We start from the raw sequence: 25724 nt of genomic DNA, 5'->3' as shown, positions 1-25724 counted from the left end.
ACATGTTGTATTGAAAAGCCTTTGCAAATGCAGAGGCTTTTCCTTATTTTTATTTTTTGCATACAGATAATAAGGTTGTGTATAGAACATGTCAAAGAGCCGAGACCCCCTTTCATTCAGTGATAAGAGGTCTCGGCTCTTTGGTTAACTTGCAAGAAAGTGCTTATAAACAGCAATTGATTGGTATGCCTTGTGGTCTCAATTAACGATCGTTATGATCGGTTACTTTTCTGCGCATGCCAGCTAATCCAAGTAGACCCAGCAAACCGAGCCAGCCCCAGTCCATTCCATTGTCACGATCTGTTGTAGCGGCATTTGTACGAACGTTGTTGGTACGGTAATCACCGTTCGTGTAGTTGCTGTTTTGGTACGTGTTCATATGTGTACCGTTAGCGTTAGGCTCCATTCCTTTCGTCGTGTGGCCCTGAGCAGCAGCTGGCCCTGCCAATGCAGCCACCAAAAGCATGGAAGCAATAAAAGTAGTACTTTTTTTCATCATTTGTTAGCCCTCCTTATATGTTTGAACTATCCTTTAATCTGCCCAATTGCAAAAGAATATTATGTAGAGATATGATGTAAAGTTATCCCTTTTATTATTGCGGTCTTACAACGCATATAAGAAATTCTAAAATAAGCATCATTTTCGAGAAAAGAAAATTACAAATTAATCTTTAATTTATTACGTCACTGTGGTAAAGTATACAAAAGCTTGCTTTGCCGGTCATGTTTCTGTATGTTTCGTATGGTTTGTAGCATTGGAAATGCGTCTAGACACGACTCTATTCAAAAATCAATCATACCGGATGACTGTATATTTATAAGAAATAGGGAATAGGTATGTGGATTTTATATTAGGAGTAGTACGTGAAAAAGGTATCAAGCAACAGCATTTGACCATTGATCGAAGCAGAACAAGAAAATGAATAATAAAGCGTGTTTTTGTGCTGTAAATCGGGGTTAATCCCCATTTTTACTAGTAGAAAAATAAAGATTTTCGTACCATTTTATTGTATGATGTTATGAAGGTGTCAAATTTGCGTGTACGAATGGAACGATCAGATGGGAGGATAAGCATGACTGAAACTATGGTAACCGCCAGCAAAAGCCAATCCAACAACCTGCTTCGGCGAGACGTGCGGTTCCTGGGCAATATACTCGGAGAGGTTCTTGTCCATCAAGGAGGCACGGAGCTTCTAGATATCGTTGAGAAGATTCGGGAAACGAGCAAATCGTTGCGAGCTGAGTTCTTGCCAGAACTCTATGCAGAATTCAAAACGATGATCCAGGAATTAGACTCGGAAAATCGCCATCAGGTTATTCGGGCTTTCGCGATTTATTTTCAATTAGTTAATATTGCTGAACAAAACCATCGGATCCGGCGTAAACGGGATTATGAACGTTCTGCAGGGAACGCTGTACAGCCAGGATCGATTGAAAAAGCAGTACAGGATCTGAAGGAACGCGGACTGTCTCATACAGAAGTAGAGGATATTCTAGAGGATTTGTCTCTGGAATTGGTTATGACAGCTCATCCAACCGAGGCTATGCGTCGGGTTATACTGGACATCCACAAACGGATATCCGAAGATGTCATGCTGCTTGATAATCCTACGCTGACATTGCGTGAACGTGAACAGTTACGGGAGAAGCTGCTGAACGAAGTCATTACACTTTGGCAGACCGATGAGCTTCGTGACCGTAAACCGACTGTACTTGATGAAGTGCGGAACGGGATGTATTACTTTCATGAAACGTTATTCCATGTACTTCCGGATGTATACCAGGAGCTTGAACGCTGCCTGAATAAATTTTATCCTGACCATGACTGGCATGTGCCGACGTATTTGCGGTTCGGTTCCTGGATCGGTGGAGACCGGGATGGAAATCCTTCGGTAACTTCAGATGTAACATGGCAGACACTGTTGATGCAGCGTAAGCTCGCTTTGCGTGAGTATCAGCGGATTATGATTGAACTTATGGGACATCTCAGCTTCAGTACGAATATCATCCACGTATCGGATGAGCTTGTGCAGTCCATTGAGCAGGACCGTAGTTGTGTAACGTTGAAAAAAGTGGATATGTGGCGGAATGAAAAAGAGCCATATCGGATCAAATTGGCATATATGATTGCCAAGCTGAACAATGTTTTGGATGAGAACAAAGTAGGACAGCCTGACCGCTATGACAGCGCGCAAGGACTGATGGATGATCTGATGATTATCGATCGTAGCCTTCGTCATCACTTTGCTGACTATGTAGCGGATACGACCATTCGCAAAATGATTCGTCAAGTGGAGTTGTTCGGTTTCCACACGGCTGCATTGGATGTACGTCAGCACAGCAAAGAGCACGAAAATGCCATGTCGGAGATTTTGGCCAAGATGAACATCGTAGAAGATTATGCTCGTCTGACGGAAGATGGCAAAATCGATTTGCTCGCTCGTTTGCTGGACGACCCTCGTCCACTTACTTCCCCTTATCATCAATACACGGAGGGGACTAAAGAGTGTTTGGACGTATTCCGTACGATCAAGCGAGCTCAATCTGAATTCGGAACTGGGTGTATCACAAGTTACCTGATCAGTATGACGCAGGGGGCAAGTGATTTGCTGGAAGTCATGGTATTTGCCAAAGAAGTGGGCCTATTCCGCAAAGGACATAACGGTGAAGTGGTGTCTACGCTTCAAGCAGTTCCACTGTTTGAAACGATTGATGATCTTCACGCCGCTTCCGATATTATGCAAAAGCTGTTTAACCTTCCGGTATACCGCGCAAGTGTGAGCGGACGGAATGAATTGCATGAAATTATGTTGGGATACTCCGACAGCAACAAGGATGGCGGGGTAGTTACAGCCAACTGGGAATTGCGCGTAGCGATGAATGCCATTACCGCTGTTGGTAATGAACATGGCGTTAAGTTGAAGTTCTTCCATGGACGTGGTGGGGCGCTGGGACGTGGAGGTATGCCGCTCAATCGCAGTATTCTTGCTCAACCACCACATACCATTGGCGGAGGAATCAAGATTACAGAGCAGGGTGAGGTTATTTCTTCCCGTTATTCCTTACAGGGAATAGCGTATCGGAGTCTGGAGCAGGCTACATCGGCTTTGATCACAGCTGCCTTGAACGGTCTCGAGCCGCAAGAGTCGGTATCGGAGCGTCATTGGGACAGCATTATCAAAGAGATTTCAGAAGTGTCTCTGACGAAATATCAGGATCTGATTTTCCGTGATCCGGATTTCTTTACCTTCTTCAAGGAATCGACACCGCTGCCTGAGGTTGGTGAGCTTAATATTGGTTCACGACCATCCAAACGGAAAAACAGCGACAAGTTCGAGGATCTAAGAGCAATCCCTTGGGTGTTTGCCTGGACCCAAAGTCGTTATTTGCTTCCCGCATGGTATGCGGCAGGAACGGGGCTGCAAAGTTACTATCAGGATAAAGAAGAAAATCTGGTTGTCCTGAAAGAAATGTATGGAAACTTCCCATTCTTCCGTACGCTGATTGATACGGTGCAGATGGCTGTGGCCAAAGCAGATCTGGTTATTGCCAAGGAATACTCGGCTATGACCTCCAACAAGGAAGCGCGTGACCGCATCTATGGTCAGATTGAATCCGAATTTAAGCTGACGAAAGAGCTTATTTTGAAAATTACCGGAGAAGCCGAAATTCTGGATGACGTACCGGTAATTCAAGAGTCAATTCGACTACGGAATCCTTATGTTGATCCATTGTCCTACATGCAAGTCCAAATTCTAAGCGAGCTAAGGGATATGCGTGAGCGCGGGGAAGATGATACTGAGTTGCTGCGTGAAGTGCTGCTGACGATTAATGGCATTGCTGCAGGACTTCGGAATACGGGTTGATTGTTAAGCTGATTAATAATGAATGAATTGAATCTTCCAGCCATATAGATAGCAAAAAGCTTAATTCTCTCCTCCATTGGAGTGAGAGATGAAACGGGACTCCTTTGGAGTTCCCGTTTTTACTGTTTTTGGCGGATATTTTCCGGCACAGTCTTGATTTTTGACCAAAGTTGATTTACGATTTGATTGGTGAATTACAAGTGTGGACGGGTATCAGAAGGCGGAAGACCCATCAGCATGTCTGGGGGAATAAGGGTGGACAATTTGGAAAATAGGCTGGTTAAGCTGGTACTTAAGGGTGACCAGCGGGCCTTTGCAGAAATCGTTGAATTATACAAGGACAAGCTGTTTCATCTGGCATATCGGATGCTGAACAACCGTCATGAGGCTGAAGACGTTGTGCAGGAGACGTTTTTGCGTGTGTTTCGCAATATGGAGAAGTATGATCCGAACCAAAAGTTTTCAACATGGATTTACCGGATCGCAACCAATCTCTGTATTGACCGCCTACGGCGGAAGAAACCATCGTACTCACTGGATGCGGAGCTGAATGATCAGGAAGGATCTGACGGTTACGCAATGCTTCCGAGTGATGATCGTACACCAGAGAGTGAAGCGCTTCTGTCAGAGACACAGACACTTATCCGGGAAGCCATTGACAGTTTGCCGGCCAAGTATAAATCAGTCATGATTTTGAGATATTTACAGGACTTGTCGCTGCAGGAAATCAGTGATGTGACAGGTATGCCCGTAACAACGATTAAGACTCGTGTTCATCGGGGCCGTGATTTTTTACGTAAAAAACTGGAGTATAAGTTATAAAGTGAAACGTCCTGATTTTGGGCGAAATTATTTGAAACATATCCGAAACGGATACGTATGTAATGTATGCAAGTCTTATGCATGCTTTTTGATGATGCAGGGACTAAGTGATTGAAGAAAGGATTGGCTCTCATATGGATTGCAACTCGGCCGTCTCTTTAATGCATGAATGTTTGGATGAGTCGTTGTCCCCAGCCCAGAAGGTTGAACTGAAAAGTCACCTTGTGACCTGTCCGGATTGCCGCATGCGCTTTAAAGAGTTGGAACAGACGGAAATGCTACTCTTTGCCATGAAACACTATTCACCGTCTGCCTCGGATGAGCTGACCAATCGAATTATGAATGCTCTGCCCCAGCCCAAGAGACAGCAAGTATGGCTCAAATGGGTCAAAGGACATCCCGCGCTGACGGCGGCAGCCTTCTTTTTGGTCGTGATGCTCTTTAGCGCCTGGAATTTCTGGAACCAGAATAATGAAATGGTCGTTAAGGGAAATAACCTGGACCAGATCGTGATTGAAGGAAACACAGTTATTGTTCCAGAAGGCAAGTCAATTGCTGGCGATCTTACGATAGAGAATGGAACCGCTCAGGTATACGGTGATGTAAATGGCAATCTGACGGTTATCGACGGACAGTTATATCAGGCTTCAACGGCCCATATTTCCGGTCAGGTAAAAAGCATTGATCAGGCGCTGGACTGGTTCTGGTACAAAATAACCAATATGGTAAATGAAGTGGCTTACCGCTAAAATAGGGTGAATTCTTCAAGGGTATATACCAAGCAGGGTACCTCCAGATTGCTGGGGGTACTCTTTTTTTATCCCATGGGTTTGTAATTTATGGAATATGAGTCGTTTCTGCGCAGTTTGTGACTCCCGCAACTTGCAACCTGAACGTGAACGTTATAACCTAGATACTAAAGAGAACATACTACTACATATAGACAAGCATTTGGTGATGCTAAGATAAAGGATTATTTAAAATCCTAAAGGGTTAATATGTGATCAGGGTTTACTCATCAATGGGGATAGCGGGGGCTGGCTTATGAACTATTTTGCTGACTTAACGTGGAAAGAGTCCATTAAGGACGTTATCGATATATTGATCGTTACTTATATTATGTACAAGCTGATTTTACTGGTGCGGGGGACCCGTGCAGTTCAGCTCCTTAAGGGCATTCTGTTCCTTGTGGTGATTTGGGCATTAAGTACGTGGTTAAACCTCTATACGCTCAAATGGTTAATGAACCAGATGTTTACGTTTGGTGTCGTTGCGGTCTTTATTATCTTTCAGCCGGAGCTGCGTCGTGGTCTGGAGCAATTGGGGCGTGGCAAGTTGTTTGGGCGCACGACCGCAGCGAGTGATGAAGAATTAACCGTGTTAATAGGTGAGATTATTAAGTCTGTGAATTATTTGTCTCGAAGAAAAATCGGTGCATTAGTTGTATTCGAACGGGAAACGGGTCTGAATGATTACACGGAGTCCGGGATCCAGATGCAATCACTGGTCAGCTCAGAGCTGATGATTAACATATTTATTCCGAATACACCGCTCCATGATGGAGCCGTCATTATACAAGGCAAACAGATTTCGGCTGCAGCCTGTTATTTGCCTCTGTCCGAAAATCCGTTTATCAGCAAGGAGCTGGGAACGCGCCACCGTGCAGCAATCGGGATTACCGAAGTGGCAGATGCAATCTGTCTGGTCGTCTCGGAGGAGACAGGTCAAGTGTCGCTCGCGATGAATGGACAAGTCGTACGCGATATTAAAGAAGAGTCACTGATTGCCAAACTGTACGAGGAGCTGCGTCCAACATCCAATTTGAATAAAAAGAATGGTTGGGCTACCTTCTGGAAACGGAAGGGGGGACGTAAAAATGGATAAATGGTTTAACAATAATAATTTCGCAAAAATTTTAGCCCTTGCGGTGAGTTTGCTGCTTTGGTTCATGATACATCTGGATGAAGTACCAACTACACCAACAATCTCGACCGGGACAACGAATAAGGTTGTGGAGCGAACGGTTCCTGTTCAGCCCTATGGGCTCGATAGCAACTCCTATGTACTGACGTCGCTCAGCACGGATGAAGTGCGTCTGGAGATCAAAGGGCAGCGATCTATGTTAACTTCCATCTTTACAAATGATGATTATAAAGTGCTGGTTGACCTCAGTCAGGTGAAAGATGGGTCCAATACGTTACCTCTAGTACCTGATTTGCCTTCAGGCGTTGAGGTGGTCAGCATGGAGCCTTCCATGGTGACAGTCAACGTGGAAAAATTGGGCACCAAATCTTTTGACGTGAATATTGTACCCGAAGGAGAACCATCCGCCGGATACAGCCTTGGGACGCCCGTTGCCGAACCTTCAGGTCCAGTTAAGGTAACTCTGCCTGAAGGGCAACTTGATGCTGTAGAGAAGGTTCAGGGCCGTGTGAGTGTGAAGGATGCGAAGGATGATGTGACGCAGAAGAAAGTGAAGTTACAGGCTTATGATGCCGAAGGCAAAGTTATCGAAAATGCGATTGTTACGCCAGAAACGGTGGAAGTCCGCATTCCGGTTAATCAGCCCTATACAACTATACCCTTAAGAATCAAATATTCAGGACAGCTGCCGGAGGGACTGGTGCTCTCCACGGTTGAGCCAAGCGTGAAAGAAGTCTTGGTTTACGGAACGGACGATGCACTTGCGGGTATACAGGCCTACGACCAAGTAACCCTTGATCTGACCCAGTTCGATGAGGCAGGTACCTCGACAGTTAACGTGGACTTGACGCCGCCTTCCGGTTTTGAGAAAATCGAGCCTAGTTCGATTCAGCTCAAGGTGACGGTATCGCCTTACGATGAGCTTGAGGAGACGACCAGAGTCTTTCCCAACGTTCCCATTACGCTTACGGGCGTTGAGAATGGACTGGAAGGTACACTGGTTACTCCCAAAAGCGGTGGTCTAAATATCACGCTCAAAGGTTCATCAAGTATGCTTGAGGGTCTGAATAGTGATGATATCAAGCTGACCGCCGATCTTGCCGGACTCGTGGCAGGAACACATGAAGTGAAACTTGAAGCGGACTTGCCGCGTTTTGCCAAACTTGATGATTCATCAAAAGGTCTGAGTGCTACTGTCAAAATTAGCGAAAAAGCTGAAGATACGACGGTAGCCCCCGGAGAGGACCCGAATGATGAAGGGACGGTAGGGCCTGAGCCTTCACCTGCAGAGGTTGAGAATGGGGATACGGAACCTGTTCCTGATGAAGAGGAAACCGAATCGAATACGGACAATCAGGAGCAGAGCCAACAAGGTAATGCAACCAATCGAGGGAATACAAATAACAATAACAGCGGGAGCAGCAGTAGTGGCTCGAACCCGTAAATGTTCAGATCAGAAATTTAAAAATAATGTTTATGCTCTTATATGATGCGAATAGAAGGAGTTAGATCATGGGGAAATATTTTGGTACAGACGGTGTAAGAGGTGTTGCCAATAAAGAATTAACGGCGGAGCTGGCTTACAGCATCGGGCGTTGTGGTGGTTATGTGCTTGCAGGTGGTGTGGAAAGACCCAAAGTGGTTATCGGTATGGATACCCGAATCTCGGGACTGATGCTGGAATCCGCACTGGTTGCAGGTCTGCTCTCCATTGGCGCTGATGTGATTCGTCTGGGTGTTGTATCTACACCTGGAGTGGCTTATATTAGTCGTCTGCTGAAGGCAGATGCAGGGGTAATGATCTCGGCTTCTCACAATCCGGTTGAGGATAATGGAATCAAGTTCTTTGGTGGTGATGGATTCAAGCTTTCGGATGAAACCGAGAACCGGATCGAAGAATTGATGGATGCTGAAACGGATCAACTGCCTCGTCCTGTTGGTGGTGGTTTGGGTACTGTAACGACGGATGATGAATCCCGTTTCCGTTATTTGAATTTCTTGAAGACAACGGTAAATGAATCGTTCTCAGGACTCAAAATTGTTCTCGACTGTGCTAATGGAGCAGCTTATGAGCTGGCACCCAAATTGTTCACTGAACTTGGTGCAGAAGTCATTGCGATTGGCGCGGAGCCTACCGGCCTGAATATCAATGAGCAATGCGGATCAACTCACCCGGAGCATTTGAAACAAGAGGTGCTGAAACATAAAGCGGATCTGGGCCTTGCTTTTGACGGTGATGCGGACCGCCTGATTGCAATTGATGAGACAGGTGCAGAGGTCGATGGTGACTTTATTCTGTGTATCTGTGGTGATGCGATGAATCGTGCAGGCAAGCTGAAAGACAGTACTGTAGTTTCCACCGTAATGAGTAACATTGGATTCTACAAAGCAACCGAGAAGCTCGCATTGAAAACTGCCAAAACCGCAGTGGGTGATCGTTATGTGATGGAGGAAATGCGTCGTGGCGGTTACAACCTGGGAGGAGAGCAGTCCGGTCATGTTATTTTCCTGGATTACAATACCACTGGAGATGGCATGCTGACGGCCATTCAACTCGTGGATACGCTAAAAGCTTCCGGTAAAAAGCTGAGTGAATTGAAAGCAATGATGACTCAGTACCCACAAGTTTTGGTGAACGTGCGTGTTGAAGATAAGAGCAAATATGAGGGCAATTCTGCGATTGAGCAAGCGATTGCTACAGTAGAGCAGCAACTGGGCGATAATGGACGTGTACTTGTTCGTGCGTCCGGTACAGAATCCCTGATCCGTGTTATGGCGGAAGGACCAGATAAGGATGAACTTGAACAATTCGTGTCTCAAATTGCGGATGTTGTGCAAAAAGAACTGGTATAGGACCTGATCAATAGGCCTTCCAAACCCGGTTATTTCAAGGGAATCACTGTCTTATAAGGTTTAATCTAACAGGGTTTATGCCATACAAATCCATATTCCTACGTCCCGGCCTAGTGAGACCATAGGTCTGTTAATTCGGTCGGGATTGTGGGTAAATATGCCGAAATTGTCACAGGTACTTTGCTCCATTGCAAAATGAACGTGACGTGCATATAATGAGTGGAGTCGTCATTCAGACACAGAAAGTGAGGATCGTAAGGTACTAGTTACACAAGCGCCAGAGCTTGAAGTTGCGCGGGAAGGATTTTGACCAGTATGAATCTTGAAGCTTAAGATGCTACTGAGCAATAATCGACGGCAATCAAGCTGACGAGGTGGGGGTGTTCGGATTGTTCGGCGGGGACCTCCCGGTGATGCACCAGAGCCGTAAACCGGATTGCGGAAAATGGATGGGTGACTGTCCACACAACGCGCCGGTAGGTGCAAGAGTCAACTAAAATTCAAATGAATGTGCGCGAAGAGCGTGTACAGTGCGCGGACGGGAAAATGATGTACATTCATGATTGCATCTAATAACAGCTTATGACTGCGGGGCGGCAAGAGGCTGCTCTGATCATTGATAATTGAATAATTGAAAGTTTTCATGATACGTTAGGCAATCATTTTCATTTTTTCGATATGCCGTGCCAGCCTGTTTCTCTTCGTGACGCAGTATTCATATACAATCGGAGGAACTAAACTATGTGCGGTATTGTTGGATATATTGGTAATAAGAACACTCAATCGGTATTGATCGAAGGACTGAAAAAGCTTGAGTATCGTGGTTATGATTCTGCAGGTATTGCGGTATTTACACCGGAAGGTCTGCAAATCTCCAAAGCCCTGGGACGTCTTGCGAACCTTGAAGCCAAACTGGATGGTGCTCCACTGGTAGGTAATGCCGGAATCGGACACACTCGCTGGGCTACTCATGGTAAACCATCAGATGAGAATTCCCATCCACACACGGATGAGAGCCAAAAGTTCTCTGTTGTTCACAACGGAATTATCGAGAACTATCTGGATCTGAAAGACGAACTGATCGCTCAAGGCCACACATTCACATCCGAGACTGATACTGAAGTCATCTCCCACCTGATTGCACGTGAATACGATGGTGATATCGTTAAAGCTGTGCAAAAAGTGATCACATTGATGCGCGGAGCGTTCGCACTGGGTGTTCTGACAGAGTATGAGCCTGAGAAACTGGTGGCTGTGCGTCAAGCAAGCCCGCTGATTATCGGTATTGGTGAAGGTGAGAACTTTATCGGTTCCGACATCCCGGCTATTCTGGAACATACACGTAATGTGTACATTCTGAATGACGGTGAAATGGCTGTTTTGACACATGATGCTGTCGAATTGATGACGATTGAAGGCAACTTTATTTCTCGGGAAATGATTCATGTCGATTGGGATGCTGTAACCGCAGAAAAAGGCGGATTCGAGCACTTCATGCTGAAAGAAATTCATGAGCAACCAAAAGCATACCGTGATACAATGCTGGGTCGCATCGATAATGAAGGCAAAAAAGTTCAACTTCCTGAGTTGAAAATGACAGAAGAGCAAATTAAAAATATCCGTAACGTTCAAATCATTGCTTGTGGTACAGCATACCATGCAGGTCTGGTTGGACGTACGGTGATCGAGCAATTGGTACGTATTCCGGTAGAAACTGATGTTGCTTCCGAGTACCGCTATCGTTCTCCGATCGTAAGCAAAGATACACTTGTGATTGTGGTGAGCCAATCTGGTGAAACGGCTGATACCCTTGCTGCACTGCGTGAAGCACAGTCGAATGGAGCACATGTACTTGCCATCACTAACGTTGTAGGCAGCTCCATTGCACGTGATGCGGACGATGTAATTGCTACACTTGCTGGGCCGGAAATCGCTGTAGCTTCCACTAAAGCGTACACTTCACAATTGATCGCGTTCAACCTGCTGGGTCTGTACCTTGCACAAGTTCGTGGTACACAAACAGCAGAAGAGATTGCACACACGCTCGCAGCAATGCAAGCATTGCCTGAACAAGTGGAATCCATGCTGGAGCAAGCAGATGCGATCAAAGGATATGCAGAGCAAATCTCCAAACATCAACATCTCTTCTTTATTGGCCGTGGACTGGATTATGCGGTAGCGCAGGAAGGTTCGTTGAAGCTGAAAGAGATCTCTTATATTCACTCCGAAGCGTATGCTGCGGGTGAGTTGAAACACGGCACGCTGGCATTGATCGAGGACGGTATCCCTGTTATTGCTTTGGCAACACAGGAGAACGTTCTGGAGAAAACAGTGAGCAACATTAAAGAAGTGAAAGCACGTGGTGCAGACGTACTGGCAATTACGTACGAAGAGCATGTAGCACCTTTGCTCAAATCCGTAGACCAAGCGTTTGCGATTCCTAAGACGCTGCCATTGCTCAGCCCGGCTCTTTCCGTTGTAGCATTGCAATTGCTTGCATACTACGCTTCCCTGGCACTGGGTCACGATGTGGATAAACCACGTAACCTGGCGAAAAGCGTAACGGTAGAGTAAGGGATTAATTTTTAATCACTGAAAAATGAAAGAAAGTATAGTCCCGATGATATTTAATATGTCATCGGGACTTTTTTATTCTTACTATTGTGCTCGTATTAATTGTTTATTTACTGTGAACGTTAACATTTTGGTTGATAAATCAATCAAATATTGCTGCTACCTAGTAACTAAATAATTTCTGATAAGATTATTTGTCCTGTTGACTTTAAGTCAACAGGACTTTCTGTATTTTTAAATAGGGGATGACTTTTAAACTGTAGGGGAGCGGATAGACGTATTCGGACTTCCCTGCGTAAGCAACTAGTTTTGGAAACCAACTAAACCACCTTTTTTGGCACCACGTGCATCTCCTGGCGCGCGGTGTAATGAGTTTGGCGCATCAAGATGCTATCAAGATGCTCAGCCGTGCGGCCAGGCCTACGTGCATGTATAATTTTGTGCAAACCGAATCGCTGCGTTACCAGATTGCCTCGTCTCGCCCTCAAGCGTACAGAAACCGCCAGCGATTGTTTTGGGAAGTTTGAAATGTGCTATAATTGTGTTAATCTTTCAGCAGACGAAATCCAAGAAAGGAGCGAAGCTTTCATGACTGAATTATCAGATCATCAGTTTACGTTAATTTCCCGCGCTCTTGCCGAGCCGAGACGTTACCAGATGCTTAAAGAAATCGGCGCTTCGAAAGCTCCCCTTGCCTGCAGTGTACTTCAAAATAACCATAACGTAAGTGCACCGACCATGTCTCACCATATTAAAGAATTGGAGACGGCAGGGTTAATCCATGTCATACGCGAAGGCAAATTTAAAAATCTTGTTCTGCAATCCGATACTCTTCGCACCTATTTGGATAGACTCTCGGAAATTGATGCGAATTGAAGAACACGCCGATTGAATTCAATTTAAATATTCGTCTGGGCCCCCTCATGTTCCATGAGGGGGTTTTTGCGTTCGTTTGAGCGCGTCTGCATGCGATACATTGTTAATCAAATTATATTTGATCGAACAACTTGACAAAAATAAATCTCAATGAGATACTTTGACAAGTATCTAAGTGTTGTGAGATCGTTGGAGCAAATTTAATCTGCTCTGGCACATCAACGGAGTATGGATGATTTTCGGAGGTTAATAGCAGGAGTCTCGGATGGCAGTATTGATAGGGTTTTCCGGATCTTGCAAGAAACCGTACTATCCAAGATGAAGAAGATCTTAAAAAAAGGAGGAATTGAAATGTCAGAGCAACAAATTACGGCAGCCGCTTCCGGCAACATAAAAATAGGAAAAGATCTTCAGGTTAACCGATTAGGCTATGGGACCATGCAATTGACAGGCCCAGGAGTATGGGGTGATCCCGCCGATCCGGAGGGAGCCCTGCGTGTTCTGCAGCGATCGGTAGAGCTTGGCGTCACATTCATCGATACCGCCGATTCCTATGGACCCTTCGTCTCCGAGCGATTGATCAAACAGGCTCTTCATCCATACAACGAAGATCTTGTGATCGCCACAAAAGCTGGCCTCACGCGTCCGGGACCGGACGAATGGCTCCCGGTTGGGCGTCCAGAATACATACGTCAACAGGTCGAACTGAGCTTGCGTCATCTGGGTCTTGAACGTATCGATCTCATGCAGCTGCACCGAATCGATCCTAAAGTACCGCTCGAAGAACAGCTTGGAGAGCTTGCACTTCTGAAGGAAGAAGGGAAAATTCGGCATATCGGTCTCAGCGAAGTCACGGTGGATCAGTTGAGAGCAGCGGAGAAAATCACACCGATCGCTTCCGTGCAAAACTTGTATAACCTAGTGAAACGTGATTCGGAGCCAGTGCTCGAATATGCAGAAAAGAACGGCATCGTCTTCATTCCCTGGTTTCCGCTGGCGACGGGTACACTTGCGCGTGAAGGAAGTCCGCTTGATGAAATGGCCGTACGACTGAAAGTGAAGCCTGCTCAACTGGCGCTTGCCTGGCTGTTACAACGTTCACCAGTGATGCTGCCGATTCCGGGGACTTCGACCCTATCGCATTTGGAGGAAAATATCGAGGCAGCCAGTATTACGCTCAGCGACGAAGATTTCAATACCCTTTCACTATTAAAGTAAAGGATTCACCGAAAAAAGGAGTGAGTTGTTCATGCTATTACCTACTGAAGTAGAAACAGAAAAAGTTTTCACCAAGCGGGATACCACCGACGGCTCTCCTGCAGAGCTTCCTTTGTTCATCGTCAGACCGAAAGGAGTTTCAAAAATGAATCTCCCAGTCATTCTTTTAATTCAAGAGGCCTTTGGCGTGAACAGCCATATTCAGGATGTTTGCCGTCGTTTTGCCGCAGAAGGGTATGTCGTCGTGTCACCCGATTTGTACTATCGTACGGGAGTGTGGCAAACCTTCGGCTATACGGAATATCCGGCAACTGCCCAGGCTCGGGAGCCAATGACAGAGGAGAGAACAATGGGTGACCTCCAGGCTGTCCTGGACTATATTTTCGATTTGGAAGGTGCAGACGAAACAAGAGTGGGTGTCATCGGCTACTGTATGGGAGGCATGCTCTCCTATCTAACTGCCAGCCATTTCTCCGACAGGATCAAAACGTCCGTCGTATATTACGGTGGAGGACTGACAGCTCAAACTCCTCCATTTCCGGTTGCGCCCGTGAACAGAACGAACCGGATCAAGGTGCCTGTCCTCGGCTTCTTTGGAGGAATGGATCGAGGGATTCCCAAGGGAGTCGTCGAGCATGTAGATCAAGCATTGGAAATAGCTGACATCGAGCATGCCATTTACTATTATCCGGAAGCCGATCACGGTTTCTTCTGTAATGAACGGCAGAGCTATCATCCTTTAGCAGCTCAGGATGCATGGCATCGCACGTTATCCTGGTTCGCCGAAAAGCTGGATGCAACCGATTCAATTCGTCTAGAGCAGCAATAAGTGGTTTAAGCGGACATTCGTTTAAAAAACAGTACTCAGGAGGAAAAAATGAACACAAATGCAAATGCCGCCAATCGTCTTCCATTAGCGGGACTTCTGGCTTTGGCAATGACGGGTTTTCTAGCGTTGTTATCGGAGATACTACCAGCCGGATTGCTGCCTCAACTAAGCCAAGGGCTCGGTGTTTCACAAAGTATGGCTGGTCAATTGACCACTGTTTATGCGATTGGTTCGGTCGTTGGAGCTGTCCCCATCATCACGGCAACTCGAAATTGGGGACGGCGGTCGCTTCTATTGTTGACCGTTTGCACGTTCTTGATTTTTAACACGATCACGGCCATATCATCTGTCTTTATATTAACTCTGGTTGCTCGCTTATTTGCAGGTGTAGCTGCAGGCGTTGTATGGGGAATGCTTACAGGCTATGCCAGACGTATGGTACCAGAGAAATTAAAAGGCCGTGCCGTGTCTATCGCTATGATGGGTATCCCCATTGCATTGACCTTTGGTTTGCCTCTTGGAACATTTCTTAGTTCTTTTATTGGTTGGCGCAGTTTATTTGGAGTTGTGTCCTTGGTCGCCGCTATTCTAATAGGATGGATTTTATGGAAATTACCTGATTTTCCAGGGCAGTCTGATAAAAGTTCAGTTTCGGTTTGGAGTGTTTTCAGAACACCTGGAGTACGTTCCGTATTGTTTGTCGTTTTGGCTTGGATGACAGCTCACAATATACTCTATACCTATATTTCTCCATTGCTAGCTTCTGTAGGCTTCAATCATATCGAATTCATATTGCTCATATATGGTATTGCTTCGATCGTGAGTACCTTTTTAATAGGTAGGTTAATTGATCGTTACTTACGTCCTTTAGTAATTGGGAGTTTAATAGCATTTATTTTAGTTACCCTTCTATTTAGTATCAGTAGCAACTTACCGATTGGCATCTATGTAGCTATCATTCTGTGGGGATTTGTATTCGGTGGTGCAGCATCACTCTTACAGACTGCAATTGCTGAAGCTGTGGATGATCAGGCCGTAGATATCGCGTTGTCGTTAAGCTCAACCACATGGAATTTTGCTATTGCTTGTGGTGGTGCCGCAGGTGGAATATTACTGAATACGGCAGGGATGTCTTCATTCCCGTGGGTAGGATTTGTTTTGTTAATTTTGGCTATGTTCGTCGCATGGAAAGCGAAAAAATACGGGTTTAAATCTAAACGATGAAAGGGGCATGAGGGAACAGGGGTGAAATAAGTTAGCAAAATGATTCCCACCTTTTTTAATAGTATCTTCGGTGGTTCCAGACTGTTCCGAGATTTTTACACCTGACAATGATGTTAAATCATAATATTTAAGTAAAGGGGCCTGATGACATACAGCCATCAGGCCCCTTTTGCTATTCACAAATAATCAAATTATCTGTGTCCAGACCATCTAAATATAAAAGCATTATCCTCTGTGATAAGTAAGCAAAAATTTTCAGTTGAATATAGGGGGAATCACAGCAGATGACTCTCGATTTAATTCGAAACAATAGAGTACAGACCATTCTGGAACTGATCGCTTCCATTTATCCCAGTTTCCACCTTTACCTCAGTGGCAAATACCCCGGGCTTGCGTCCGTCGGGGAACCAGGGCATCGCTTTGTCAATGACAATAAACATGCCTTCTGCGTCACCGATGGGAGCAAATTGTTTCCCGTCTCCGGCAAACGGTACAAGGTGATACTGGCCGTTCATTTTGTTTATCGTATCAGGTACATCATCGACAGGCAGGCCGATCTCGCTAATGCATAGCAGCTGCCCCGAGTCAAAGGTTTCTTCGACTGCATTATCCAACGAATGGTGAGCGATGAACTCCATCAAATTACCGCTCGGGTCATAGAAATAGATGGCAGTTGCATCCCAGTAGGGGAAATAGAATTCGTCTTTATCATCCTTGGAAAGCAATGGAACGTTACGATCATGGAGCCACTTTTTGGCGTCGGCGAGTTTATTCGTTGGAATCGTAAGTGCGACATGATAGAAGGGATTTTCCTGACCAGAAGCCTCCTGAAGGCAAAGGATCGAATCTCCAACGCGGAAAGACACGGATGATGTATTCTCATCCTCTAGCTTCAACTCCATTGACGTACCATAGAATTGTTTCATCGCCTTCATTTGATGTGTGAGCAAGCCAACCTCTCTTATTTTCATTTCCAATCCCTCTCTTTCTGGACTCATCCTTGATTAAAATATTCAATGGTTTTCTCAATAAATGCCTTGGCAGATTGGGTCAGGTAACGGTCGGACCGATGAATGATCTCAAAGTGACGGTAAGGAGCGTCGTCCGTAATACGAATGCAGCGCAGTGTTGGTTCATTCATTGCTTTAATCAGTGGATATGGCAGCAAGGTTCCGCCAACGTTAGCTTTGACCAGCCTAATAATAGAGGTTGCCGAGCTCGTCTCCATGATGGTATTTAGGGTGAAGCCATATTTGCGGCAATAGCCATCAACGAGCTCTCTGCCTGTGTACCCTTCCGGGAACATCACCGTCTGGATATCCCGCAGCTCCTTGATTCCAATTTCCTTTCGTTCAGCCCAAGCGTGGTTCTCGGAGACGACAAGTACATATTCTTCACGGCACAAAGGAATGCGGATAAGTCGGTCATCAGGAGGAGAAGTTAGCTCGATTCCGATGTCTACTTCGTTATCCAGAACTTGATTTATGACGTAAATCGAAGAGACAACCTTCAATTTTACCTTGGGAAATCGGGTATGAAAATCAACCAGCAATGGAGTGATACGGTAGTCCAGATCGGATGGGAGAAGACCAATCACCAGTCTGCCCCGCTCATCATTGCGGAATTCTGCTAAGGCATCCTGGGTATTCTGCAGGTGGCGAACCATTTGCACACAATGCTCCAGGAACAGCGTTCCCGCTTGGGTCATCACAATTTTTTTGCCTACCCGGTCGAACAGGGGAACGCCGAGTTCATCTTCCAACGCTCGAATCTGCTGACTTAAAGTAGGTTGAGAAATACCGATTTTGTCTGCTGCACGTGTGAAATGGAGTTCCTCACAGACAACAATGAAGTTCTCCATTTGGCGAATTTCCATCTCCATCTCCTCCTATCATTGGTTTTTATAATCATTTCAATAGAAACTATTATATTGTTCAATCATTGTTATGCTTCTATACTAGTCCTACATCACAAAAAGATCAACATCTCGGATCCGTATGTGAATGCAATCCTATAAAATTACATGAGGTGATCCATAGTGAAACTGTTTTGTATCATCCTGGCGCTTATTTTGGCTTCATTGAATTTGCGACCACCCATTACATCCATTTCGCCACTAATGAGTACGATACAAAGTGATCTGGGTATTAGCGGAATTACCGCAAGTTTGTTAACTACGCTTCCCGTATTATGTATGGGTATATTCGCTCCATTTTCCGTAAAGCTGAGCAGGAGGTGGGGGAATGAGGGCGCGATCGTTTTGGCTTTAATTCTCATTGGAATAGGTACGACATTGCGGTTGTTTGTGGGTACAACCCCTCTGATGATGTTTACTTCATTTCTATCCGGAGTAGGGATTGCATTAGCCGGGCCGCTGTTGTCCAGCTTTATCAAGCAGTATTTTCCTACGCGAGTTGCTGCCATGGTGGGGCTCTACTCTACAGCAATGGTGGTGGGGGCCAGCATTAGTGTTGGATTATCGGTTCCCCTTCAAAATCTCCTGGGGGGTTCGTGGAGGGGATCGTTAGCGATGTGGGCATTGCTCGCCGTCATTGCTTTGCCGATCTGGATGAAATTAGTCTTGTCAGCACGAAAAGATCGACAGTCGGGGCGGATTTCAGCTGTGAACGTTGAAGCTCTTCCAGTGAAAAATATGCGAGCATGGGTACTGACATTGTTCTTCGGACTGATGGCAGCGATCTTTTATTCATTGACTGCATGGCTTGCGCCTGCGATCCAGAGCCTGGGATATACGAAAGAGACTGCCGGAACCATCCAAACGTTATTTACGTTGATTTCATTGCCATCTACGTTATTCATTCCAATGCTCGTTCATCGTTACCAAAGACGTGTATTCTGGCTTGTTGGATGTGCGTTAATGGAGTTGATAGGAGTCTTAATGCTGAACCTGTCCGTTAGTCCTTGGCTGGCCGCGATCCCACTCGGCATTGGTGCCGGGGGACTGTTTCCGATCGCTCTGATGCTGCCCATTGATGAGACAAATAATGCTCAGGAAGCCAGCACTTGGTCAGCCATGACCCAATCGGGCGGTTACATTCTGGGCGCGCTCGGACCACTGGCGATCGGCTGGCTCCACGATACCACGGGCAGCTTTGTCCAAGCGTTCTATGGTCTGGCTATAATTATCGTGCTGCAAATCATAGTTCAGTTGTCGATAGGCAATAAAAAAAGCTCTCCAGCCGTTCATGATAAATCAGAGTCCAGAGCTTGAAGAAAAAAGATGAGACGATGTGCGATAGTGGTCCAATACACTACGAATTAAGAGCAACAAAACGGATACCCAAGTTTGTGGCCATATGTTAAACATCGTTGAGTAAATCCAGATAGTGCTGTCGTAAGGATTCCTTTAAGGCGTTGGGCTCCATGATCTTGATAGACTTGCCGAAGGTTGCGAGATAGCGAATGATGAACTCAAGCTCATGGGATTCATACGAACCAACAAGAGTCATCTCTCCAGATTCGTTAATGAGCTGCATCGATGGAAAATGTTCTTGCTGAAACAGCTCAACCCCGGCTTCGTTGATCAGACATTTGAATGGGATGGCGTCTGCTGAGGGTTTCCATAATGAGTGGGCATCCTGTAGATTGAGTTCATTGATATGTTTTACAGGTTCGATGTCTGTTGTCTCGCATGAGGTGATTCGGTCACATCGGAACACACGGTACGCCTGTTTATGCAGATCATAGGCCTGGCAATACCAGTAGCCTTTCATGGCATAGAGGGCGATGGGCTGAATCGTGCGTATGCTAAGCTTGGGTATGTCCTTGAGTGTGTCGGGAGTGGAGCTGTTATCTGGATTACTGCTACTACTACTGCTGCGGTGACGATATGGATACGTAATCTGGATCACTTCATTCTGAACAGCCGCCATCAATAGAAACTCCAGATGCTCACTATCCCTTATTTGCTCGGTGTGCCGGAAAGAGACCCGATGCTGGATCTGCTCGATATCCTGTCTTTGATTCTCAGATAGGGCACTAATAAATTTCTCATGAATGGAACGAAAAGAGACCTGGAAGGGCAGATTGGTAAAGCTGCGCAATGCCTGCATCGCAAAGTAGAGGGCATGAAGCTCACCTGTATTAAACGAAATGGGCGGCAGCTGCATTTGCTGAAGCAAACGATACCCACCATAACGTCCATACTCGGCATAAATGGGTGCACCGATTTCTTCCAATGACGCAATGTCTCTTAATGCGGTTCTCTTGGATATCTGAAACTCCTGCATGAGATCTTGCAGGGTAAAGTGCTGTCTTTGATTGATAAAGCGGAGCATCTGGTTCATGCGTTCTGATTTTTTCATAAAAGAACCTCTCAATGGTGCCATGGATTGGCACCTTTTATCGTTATAGTAAACAGTGTAATCCAATCAAACGAAGGAGGCAATACAGATGAATTTTGAAGTGATCCCGTTTCTGTCGATGAATGGAGACGCTGCGGCAGCCATTGCTTTTTATGAAAAGTACCTGGGGGCTAATGTGTTGTTCAAAAAAAATTATAAAGAGATGAAGGAAATGAATCCGGGGTTTGAGTATCCTGCAGGGCAGGATGATTATATTACACATTCGGTACTCCAGATCGGGGTAAACAAATTGATGATTGCTGAGGAAGAAATGGATACGGGTCGGCCGTGGCAGTTGGGAAACAGTACGTCATTATGCATTCAATCGAAAGATAGACGTACGATGACGGAGCTGTATCATTCGCTGGTACAGCATGAGCAGGTTACGGTGCTGGTGCCTTATGAGCAAAACGAGTTTAGTCCGGGGTATGGAATTGTTCGTGATCCGTTCGGAATCGTGATTCAGCTTTGTGTGACAGTGCATGATTTTTAATTAAGTAAAAATGAATCCGTCATGAGCCTGGAGGATGTACATCTTATCCTTCGGGCTCATTTTGAATTCTATACAGTGGATGTTTCCTCTAAACTGCCTGCAAACGGGCAGCTTCCAGCTTGGCAAGACGTTTCATCACTTTCTTCAGCATGACGGAGGCTTTGACACGGAGAGGAAGATCATTGGATATTTCGATGCTGTACGTACCAGCGAGAATCTGTTCTTTGAGCTCGGCAACCGATGCACATGGTCGATCCAGCACATTGAATACACTGCCGTATTGCAGGCACTGGTGAGTGTCGCTTCCGGCAGTGACGGGTTTGCCGAGGGACTGGGCGAATGGTTCAACCTGGCCGCGGCACGTCTCAATGCCGTATTGGTACATATCCTTTGCGTTCAGATCAAAAGCGTCCAAACGTCCCAACAAATCACGGTCCAGCTGATACAGCGGGGTAGACTCGCGGAAAGGGTGTGCGCCAATTTTGAGCAAAGGCCAGGCTTCGGCCATATCGAGCAGTTCGGCAAAAGGAATGAATAAACCTTTGGCTGTATAGGGTTCCAGGCCGCTGCGGACGGCAAGGATATGTTCTTTTTGACCCACCAGTAAAATATGTCCTGTCTCCTGAATATCCACTTCCATGCCAGGAAAAATGCGCAGTCCATCTGCATCGTAGTAATCTCCGTTGTAAGGATAGAGACGATCCAGCGTCTCATAGACCTCGTAGAAGTTGCGGGTGTTAAAATGTTCGGTAAGCGCGAGAGCCTCGAGCCCGCTGGCTTTGGCCTCGTTGACCATTTCGGTGAAGTAATCGACTGAGAAATCAGAGTTTTTGGATAATTTGCCGTGTGTATGAAGATCAATGCGCATAGAAAACACTCCTTTATTCCATGAATGATTAATGAGTTGAATTACAGTATTTCGTAATGCCCGCCGAGCCAGAACAGCAGTGCAACATAGATTGCCGATCCGGCGAGAAATCCGAGGTCACGTGAGGTGATCTTCAGATGGGCCAGCTTCAGGCGTCTGGACTCGGGATGTTTCATGCCGTACGAGAAACCGCGTGTCTCCAGTGCTTCCACGGTTGTGCGGGAACGCTTGGCGGTAGCCAGCATGAGCGGGAAGAAGGACACAACGAAAAGCTTCATATAATAGACAACGAGCCGCCAATAGAGCCATCCATGCCGGGAGGGAACCTGCCCTCGTAGTCTGTAGGACAGCATAATGTTGCGGAATTCACCGAACAGCACCGGCAATATGCGGTAAGCATAGGAGAGGCTGAAAGAAAACGTCGCAGGCATGCCGAGTGCAAGCAACCCATCGCCGATGCGTTCCGGGTCCATGCCCGAAAAGACGGTGATACTCGCCAGCGAAACGATCGACAACTTCAGGGTAAGCAGCAGCAGGGGGAATGCAGATTCCAGGTTGCCACCGAAGAACAGCGAGATGATAAACATCCATCCAACCTGACCGACCAACCCCAGACAGAGAATGATAATGATAAAGGGAGCGGCTCTGGACAGGATGGTGGTCGTCACCATCAACAGAAACATGCCAAGCAGAACAGTCCCGTTATGAACAAACCAGGGCACGATGGCAAAAAAGAGATACCAGATCAGCATGGCACGGGGATCAATCCGCGACAGGCTGGCATGCCCGCTGCCATATACAGTATTCATCAGCTCAAGCTGAATGCGTTCAATGGATATTTTGTCAAACCAGTTGCGGACAAGCTGCATGATGCATATCCTCCTTGGTGAGTGATTGATTCAACAAGCTACCAACAAAAGCTTCGGTTGTCGGTGAAAGTGCCGGTAGGCACATCCGGCGGGAGAGCTCCATGATCTGGGTAAGCGCAAGTCCGGAGCGGCGCAGAAGGGATTCATCTGCAAACACGTCGGCAGGTGTGCCGTCTGCTTCCACCTGGCCATTGTGAAGCACGATAACGCGACTGGCCCATTGGGTAACCAGCTGCATGTCATGCGTGGCAATAACGGTTGTTCGCACATGCTGATCCAGCTCATCCAGCACACCGATCAGTTCTTCGCGAGTGGCGAGGTCCAGATTGGCGGTGGGTTCATCCAGCAGCATGAGTGTAGGTTTCATGGCTGCACCGATGGCAAGTGTGACACGCCGCTGTTGTCCACCACTGAGAAGTCGGGCATCCCGCTCTTGCAGTGGAGTAAGCCGGAAACGCTCCAGTACATGTGCAATCTGCTGGTCAGCTTCCGGGATGCGACGGTTTTTCAGGAAATAGGCAACCTCTTTGTGGACACTGTCCTCAATAAACATTTCGGAAGAGTTCTGAAAAATATAAGCAACCTTACCCGCCAGCTGCTCCAAAGAGGAACGGTGGGTGACTTCACCCAGAACGCTGACACTGCCTTCCTGGGGCAGACTGATGCCAGCCATGAGCTTTAACAAGGAGGATTTGCCGGCGCCATTGTTACCAATCAAGGCAATCCGTTCTCCTTCATGGAGTGAAATATTAATACCACGAATGACTTCATGTTCTTTTTTGCCCAGTCCTCTGTAACGCAGCCTAGTCTGATGAAATTGTACTATAGGAATCAATGGTTCAGCAGCCGAGGCAGGCAGTGGACGCCTTGTATGTGCAATTTGGTTAGAAACGTCGCGTACCAAGGTCGAATAGGATGAATGTTCATTTTGCAGAGAACCGGATGGGATGAACGAGTAATGCTCGGCAAAATAAACCGCTGCTTCTTGCACCGTGATCGGCAAAGGTTGTCGTGAACCTGAAGAATCCTCATTTTCTTTTTCACCCTGCCATAACTCGGCAGCCTGGATAGCTGCCCGTGTCACCTCAGGAGGTTGAATGCCGAGGCGTTCCAGATCCGCAATGCGATTCAAACCTTCACTAACAGGAAGATTCCACAAGACCCGGCCTTTGTCCATCAGTACCACGTCGGCGCAAAAGTCGGCGATAAATTCAGTATGGTGTTCGATGACAATTATCGTCTTGCCATATTCCGTATTCAATCTCGAAAGGCACTCGTAGATCAGTCTTGCATGCTGCGGGTCAAGCTGCGAGACAGGTTCATCCACGATCAGGATATCCGGGTCGAGCGACAGAGCTCCCGCCAGAGCAAGCAGATGTTTCTGCCCTCCACTCAATTCCCAGATGTACCGGTTATGAATGGCATCCAGACCACACATGGCCAATGCGCGTTCACCGAGCTCCCGATAGTTGGACAGTCCGTAATTGAGTGGTGCAAAGCATGCCTCGTCCAAAACGGTGGGCCGCACGAGCTGGTTATCGAAATCCTGATAGACGTAGCCGATCTTTCTGGACAGGTCTGCAACACTTCGGCCTTCTGCAGGCATGCCAAGCACATGGACTTCACCGGAGAAGTCCCCTGTGTAGAATTGGGGAATGAGGCCATTGAACAATTTGCATAGCGTTGATTTGCCGCACCCGTTGCCCCCGATAATGGCTGTAAAACTGCCGCGTGAGAGCTCAAGCGAAGCTCCGTTCAGAACAGGCTCTTCCGAGCCAGGATACGTAAAGATGACATTTTGAATGGAAATGGCGGAATCCAATGTGGAAACAGAAGCAGATAAAGATGAAGACATTTCATTATGCATAAGGGCGGTTCTCCGTCCCTGGCAGCGTTTTGTTTTTGCTCCGTTTCGCTCGCATAATCAGTAAAGTCACCACGGCAACCAATGCAGCAGCCCCGATACTAATCCAGATTGAAGCCGAACCATATTGATCTGCATAGTCTGTCTCCCATACTGCGAAGTTAATGTCCATCTCGGACAGGGATTCTGCACCAAAGGCCAGCGCGAGCAGCAGTACACCAATCAGGATCAGTTTCGGACGGAAAAAGCCGATGCCTTCATATTTCATGCCTGGATTACGAGGTTTGATGCCGAGCAGCGGTTCAATTTTGCCATAGAGCAGAGGAACGAGATATAGCGTAGGCAGCAGGGCGAACAGGATACCCGAGAATAACACGTCATTCAGGAAACCAACCCCTTCGATCAGCACAACGCTTTCCGCAAGGCCAGGAACCGCCTCCAGCTGCTCCACACCAATCCACACTTTACCGATATCCACCAGTGAACTGAGGAACTGATGAATGACGACTCCGGTCATGGCTGCAATTCCGACCTGTCTGCGATTGCGAGGATCACTGACCATACGTCCTGCTACATACATTGCAAAGGAAAAGGTAATGAATTTCTCCAGTTCGCCCAGTCCGCCGAATTGCCCCAGCATCAACTCACCAAAAATCACTTCACCAAGAGCCGCACCAAGGGCAGCAATCATGGGGTGGAACAAAATGCAAAGTGTCAGCGGAATGAAGGCAAAGTATTCAACAGACAATTCAATCGGTCCAAGCTGGAGCTTGGGAATAAGCTCTGTGAACATGTTGGACAAGCCGTACAGTGACATGGAAAGCACAAACACCATCATTTTCTGTGAAGACGTCAGCGTGTAACGCTCAGTCATCTTCTTCATCGATACATACCTCCCTGAAAGTTGGTGATCATCATAGCCACAGTCTAGGGGCAGAGTATTAACGGGAAAGAAGACATTTGTAAATCAAATGTAATTTTTATTACATATTATAAAAATAATGAAAAAAATATTACATACATAACCCACTTCTTATTCTCTCAACTGATATACTGAGTGCAGAGCTATTTAAATTGAACT

At 46.5% G+C, this 25724-nt stretch carries 21 protein-coding genes; 13 read left to right on the top strand and 8 right to left on the bottom strand.

Annotated elements, in window-relative coordinates; translation table 11 throughout:
• Window positions 1-202 precede the first annotated feature (202 nt).
• The gene (locus PPA03S_RS31380; RefSeq protein ID WP_062329951.1) at window positions 203-499 is read right to left on the bottom strand and encodes a WGxxGxxG family protein; all 297 of its coding nucleotides are present in this window, start codon (window positions 497-499) and stop codon (window positions 203-205) included.
• A gap of 574 nt (window positions 500-1073) precedes the next feature.
• On the opposite strand from PPA03S_RS31380, the gene ppc reads away from it, so the two are divergent.
• The 11 genes from ppc to PPA03S_RS31325 all read left to right on the top strand — a co-directional run bounded on the left by ppc (window position 1074) and on the right by PPA03S_RS31325 (window position 16185).
• Window positions 1074-3866 (top strand): phosphoenolpyruvate carboxylase, encoded by a 2793-nt coding sequence (gene ppc, locus PPA03S_RS31375; RefSeq protein ID WP_062329950.1) that lies wholly within the window; start codon window positions 1074-1076, stop codon window positions 3864-3866.
• A gap of 255 nt (window positions 3867-4121) precedes the next feature.
• Window positions 4122-4688, top strand: coding sequence for an RNA polymerase sigma factor SigW (gene sigW, locus PPA03S_RS31370; RefSeq protein ID WP_017692117.1), 567 nt, complete (start codon window positions 4122-4124; stop codon window positions 4686-4688).
• 134 nt (window positions 4689-4822) lie between these two features.
• Window positions 4823-5437: a zf-HC2 domain-containing protein gene (locus tag PPA03S_RS31365; RefSeq protein ID WP_062329949.1), complete on the top strand. Its 615-nt coding sequence runs from the start codon at window positions 4823-4825 to the stop codon at window positions 5435-5437.
• Window positions 5438-5732: 295 nt separating this feature from the next.
• Complete coding sequence (cdaA, locus tag PPA03S_RS31360; protein ID WP_062329948.1) at window positions 5733-6572, top strand: diadenylate cyclase CdaA; 840 nt, start codon at window positions 5733-5735, stop codon at window positions 6570-6572.
• Window positions 6565-8055 (top strand): CdaR family protein, encoded by a 1491-nt coding sequence (locus tag PPA03S_RS31355; RefSeq protein ID WP_062329947.1) that lies wholly within the window; start codon window positions 6565-6567, stop codon window positions 8053-8055. The genes cdaA and PPA03S_RS31355 overlap by 8 nt, the downstream gene beginning before the upstream one ends.
• A 68-nt stretch (window positions 8056-8123) precedes the next feature.
• The gene (gene glmM / locus PPA03S_RS31350) at window positions 8124-9464 is read left to right on the top strand and encodes a phosphoglucosamine mutase (RefSeq protein ID WP_062329946.1); all 1341 of its coding nucleotides are present in this window, start codon (window positions 8124-8126) and stop codon (window positions 9462-9464) included.
• A gap of 741 nt (window positions 9465-10205) precedes the next feature.
• Window positions 10206-12038, top strand: a complete 1833-nt coding sequence (gene glmS / locus PPA03S_RS31345) for a glutamine--fructose-6-phosphate transaminase (isomerizing) (protein ID WP_062329945.1) — start codon at window positions 10206-10208, stop codon at window positions 12036-12038.
• Window positions 12039-12626: 588 nt separating this feature from the next.
• Window positions 12627-12914, top strand: a complete 288-nt coding sequence (locus PPA03S_RS31340; protein ID WP_062329944.1) for a winged helix-turn-helix domain-containing protein — start codon at window positions 12627-12629, stop codon at window positions 12912-12914.
• Window positions 12915-13265: 351 nt separating this feature from the next.
• Window positions 13266-14132 carry an aldo/keto reductase gene (locus PPA03S_RS31335; RefSeq protein ID WP_062329943.1) on the top strand — a complete coding sequence of 289 codons (867 nt, stop codon included), beginning with the start codon at window positions 13266-13268 and terminating at the stop codon, window positions 14130-14132.
• Between the two features lie 31 nt (window positions 14133-14163).
• Window positions 14164-14961, top strand: coding sequence for a dienelactone hydrolase family protein (locus PPA03S_RS31330; RefSeq protein WP_062329942.1), 798 nt, complete (start codon window positions 14164-14166; stop codon window positions 14959-14961).
• Window positions 14962-15009: 48 nt separating this feature from the next.
• Window positions 15010-16185: an MFS transporter gene (locus PPA03S_RS31325; RefSeq protein ID WP_062329941.1), complete on the top strand. Its 1176-nt coding sequence runs from the start codon at window positions 15010-15012 to the stop codon at window positions 16183-16185.
• Window positions 16186-16481: 296 nt separating this feature from the next.
• On the opposite strand, the gene PPA03S_RS31320 is transcribed toward PPA03S_RS31325, so the two are convergent.
• On the bottom strand, window positions 16482-17156 hold the full coding sequence (locus PPA03S_RS31320) for a VOC family protein (RefSeq protein ID WP_062329940.1): 675 nt from the start codon (window positions 17154-17156) through the stop codon (window positions 16482-16484).
• Window positions 17157-17179: 23 nt separating this feature from the next.
• A complete protein-coding gene (locus PPA03S_RS31315; protein ID WP_062329939.1) occupies window positions 17180-18061 on the bottom strand; it encodes a LysR family transcriptional regulator in 882 nt (293 codons plus the stop codon).
• 162 nt (window positions 18062-18223) lie between these two features.
• Here PPA03S_RS31315 and PPA03S_RS31310 point away from each other — a divergent pair, with 162 nt between their 5' ends.
• Window positions 18224-19417, top strand: coding sequence for an MFS transporter (locus tag PPA03S_RS31310; protein WP_062329938.1), 1194 nt, complete (start codon window positions 18224-18226; stop codon window positions 19415-19417).
• Window positions 19418-19505: 88 nt separating this feature from the next.
• On the opposite strand, the gene PPA03S_RS31305 is transcribed toward PPA03S_RS31310, so the two are convergent.
• The gene (locus PPA03S_RS31305; protein ID WP_062329937.1) at window positions 19506-20510 is read right to left on the bottom strand and encodes a helix-turn-helix transcriptional regulator; all 1005 of its coding nucleotides are present in this window, start codon (window positions 20508-20510) and stop codon (window positions 19506-19508) included.
• Between the two features lie 88 nt (window positions 20511-20598).
• On the opposite strand from PPA03S_RS31305, the gene PPA03S_RS31300 reads away from it, so the two are divergent.
• Window positions 20599-21042, top strand: coding sequence for a VOC family protein (locus PPA03S_RS31300; RefSeq protein WP_062329936.1), 444 nt, complete (start codon window positions 20599-20601; stop codon window positions 21040-21042).
• 88 nt (window positions 21043-21130) lie between these two features.
• Here the strand turns inward: PPA03S_RS31300 and PPA03S_RS31295 are convergent, their stop codons facing one another.
• The 4 genes from PPA03S_RS31295 to PPA03S_RS31280 are packed head-to-tail and all read right to left on the bottom strand — an operon-like array spanning window position 21131 to window position 25526.
• On the bottom strand, window positions 21131-21910 hold the full coding sequence (locus tag PPA03S_RS31295) for a PHP domain-containing protein (protein WP_062329935.1): 780 nt from the start codon (window positions 21908-21910) through the stop codon (window positions 21131-21133).
• Between the two features lie 41 nt (window positions 21911-21951).
• Entirely contained in the window at window positions 21952-22779 is an 828-nt protein-coding gene (locus PPA03S_RS31290) for an energy-coupling factor transporter transmembrane component T family protein (RefSeq protein ID WP_062329934.1), read from the bottom strand.
• Window positions 22754-24634, bottom strand: coding sequence for an ABC transporter ATP-binding protein (locus PPA03S_RS31285; RefSeq protein WP_062329952.1), 1881 nt, complete (start codon window positions 24632-24634; stop codon window positions 22754-22756). Before PPA03S_RS31285 ends, PPA03S_RS31290 begins: the two co-directional genes overlap by 26 nt.
• A 4-nt stretch (window positions 24635-24638) precedes the next feature.
• On the bottom strand, window positions 24639-25526 hold the full coding sequence (locus PPA03S_RS31280; RefSeq protein ID WP_062329933.1) for a DUF8171 family membrane protein: 888 nt from the start codon (window positions 25524-25526) through the stop codon (window positions 24639-24641).
• Window positions 25527-25724 lie beyond the last annotated feature (198 nt).

The sequence above is a fragment of the Paenibacillus pabuli NBRC 13638 genome (assembly GCF_001514495.1).
GTDB classification, from domain to species: domain Bacteria; phylum Bacillota; class Bacilli; order Paenibacillales; family Paenibacillaceae; genus Paenibacillus; species Paenibacillus pabuli.
Note: the sequence above shows the minus strand (reverse complement) of the source record. Positions and strands in the feature narration are given on the sequence as shown.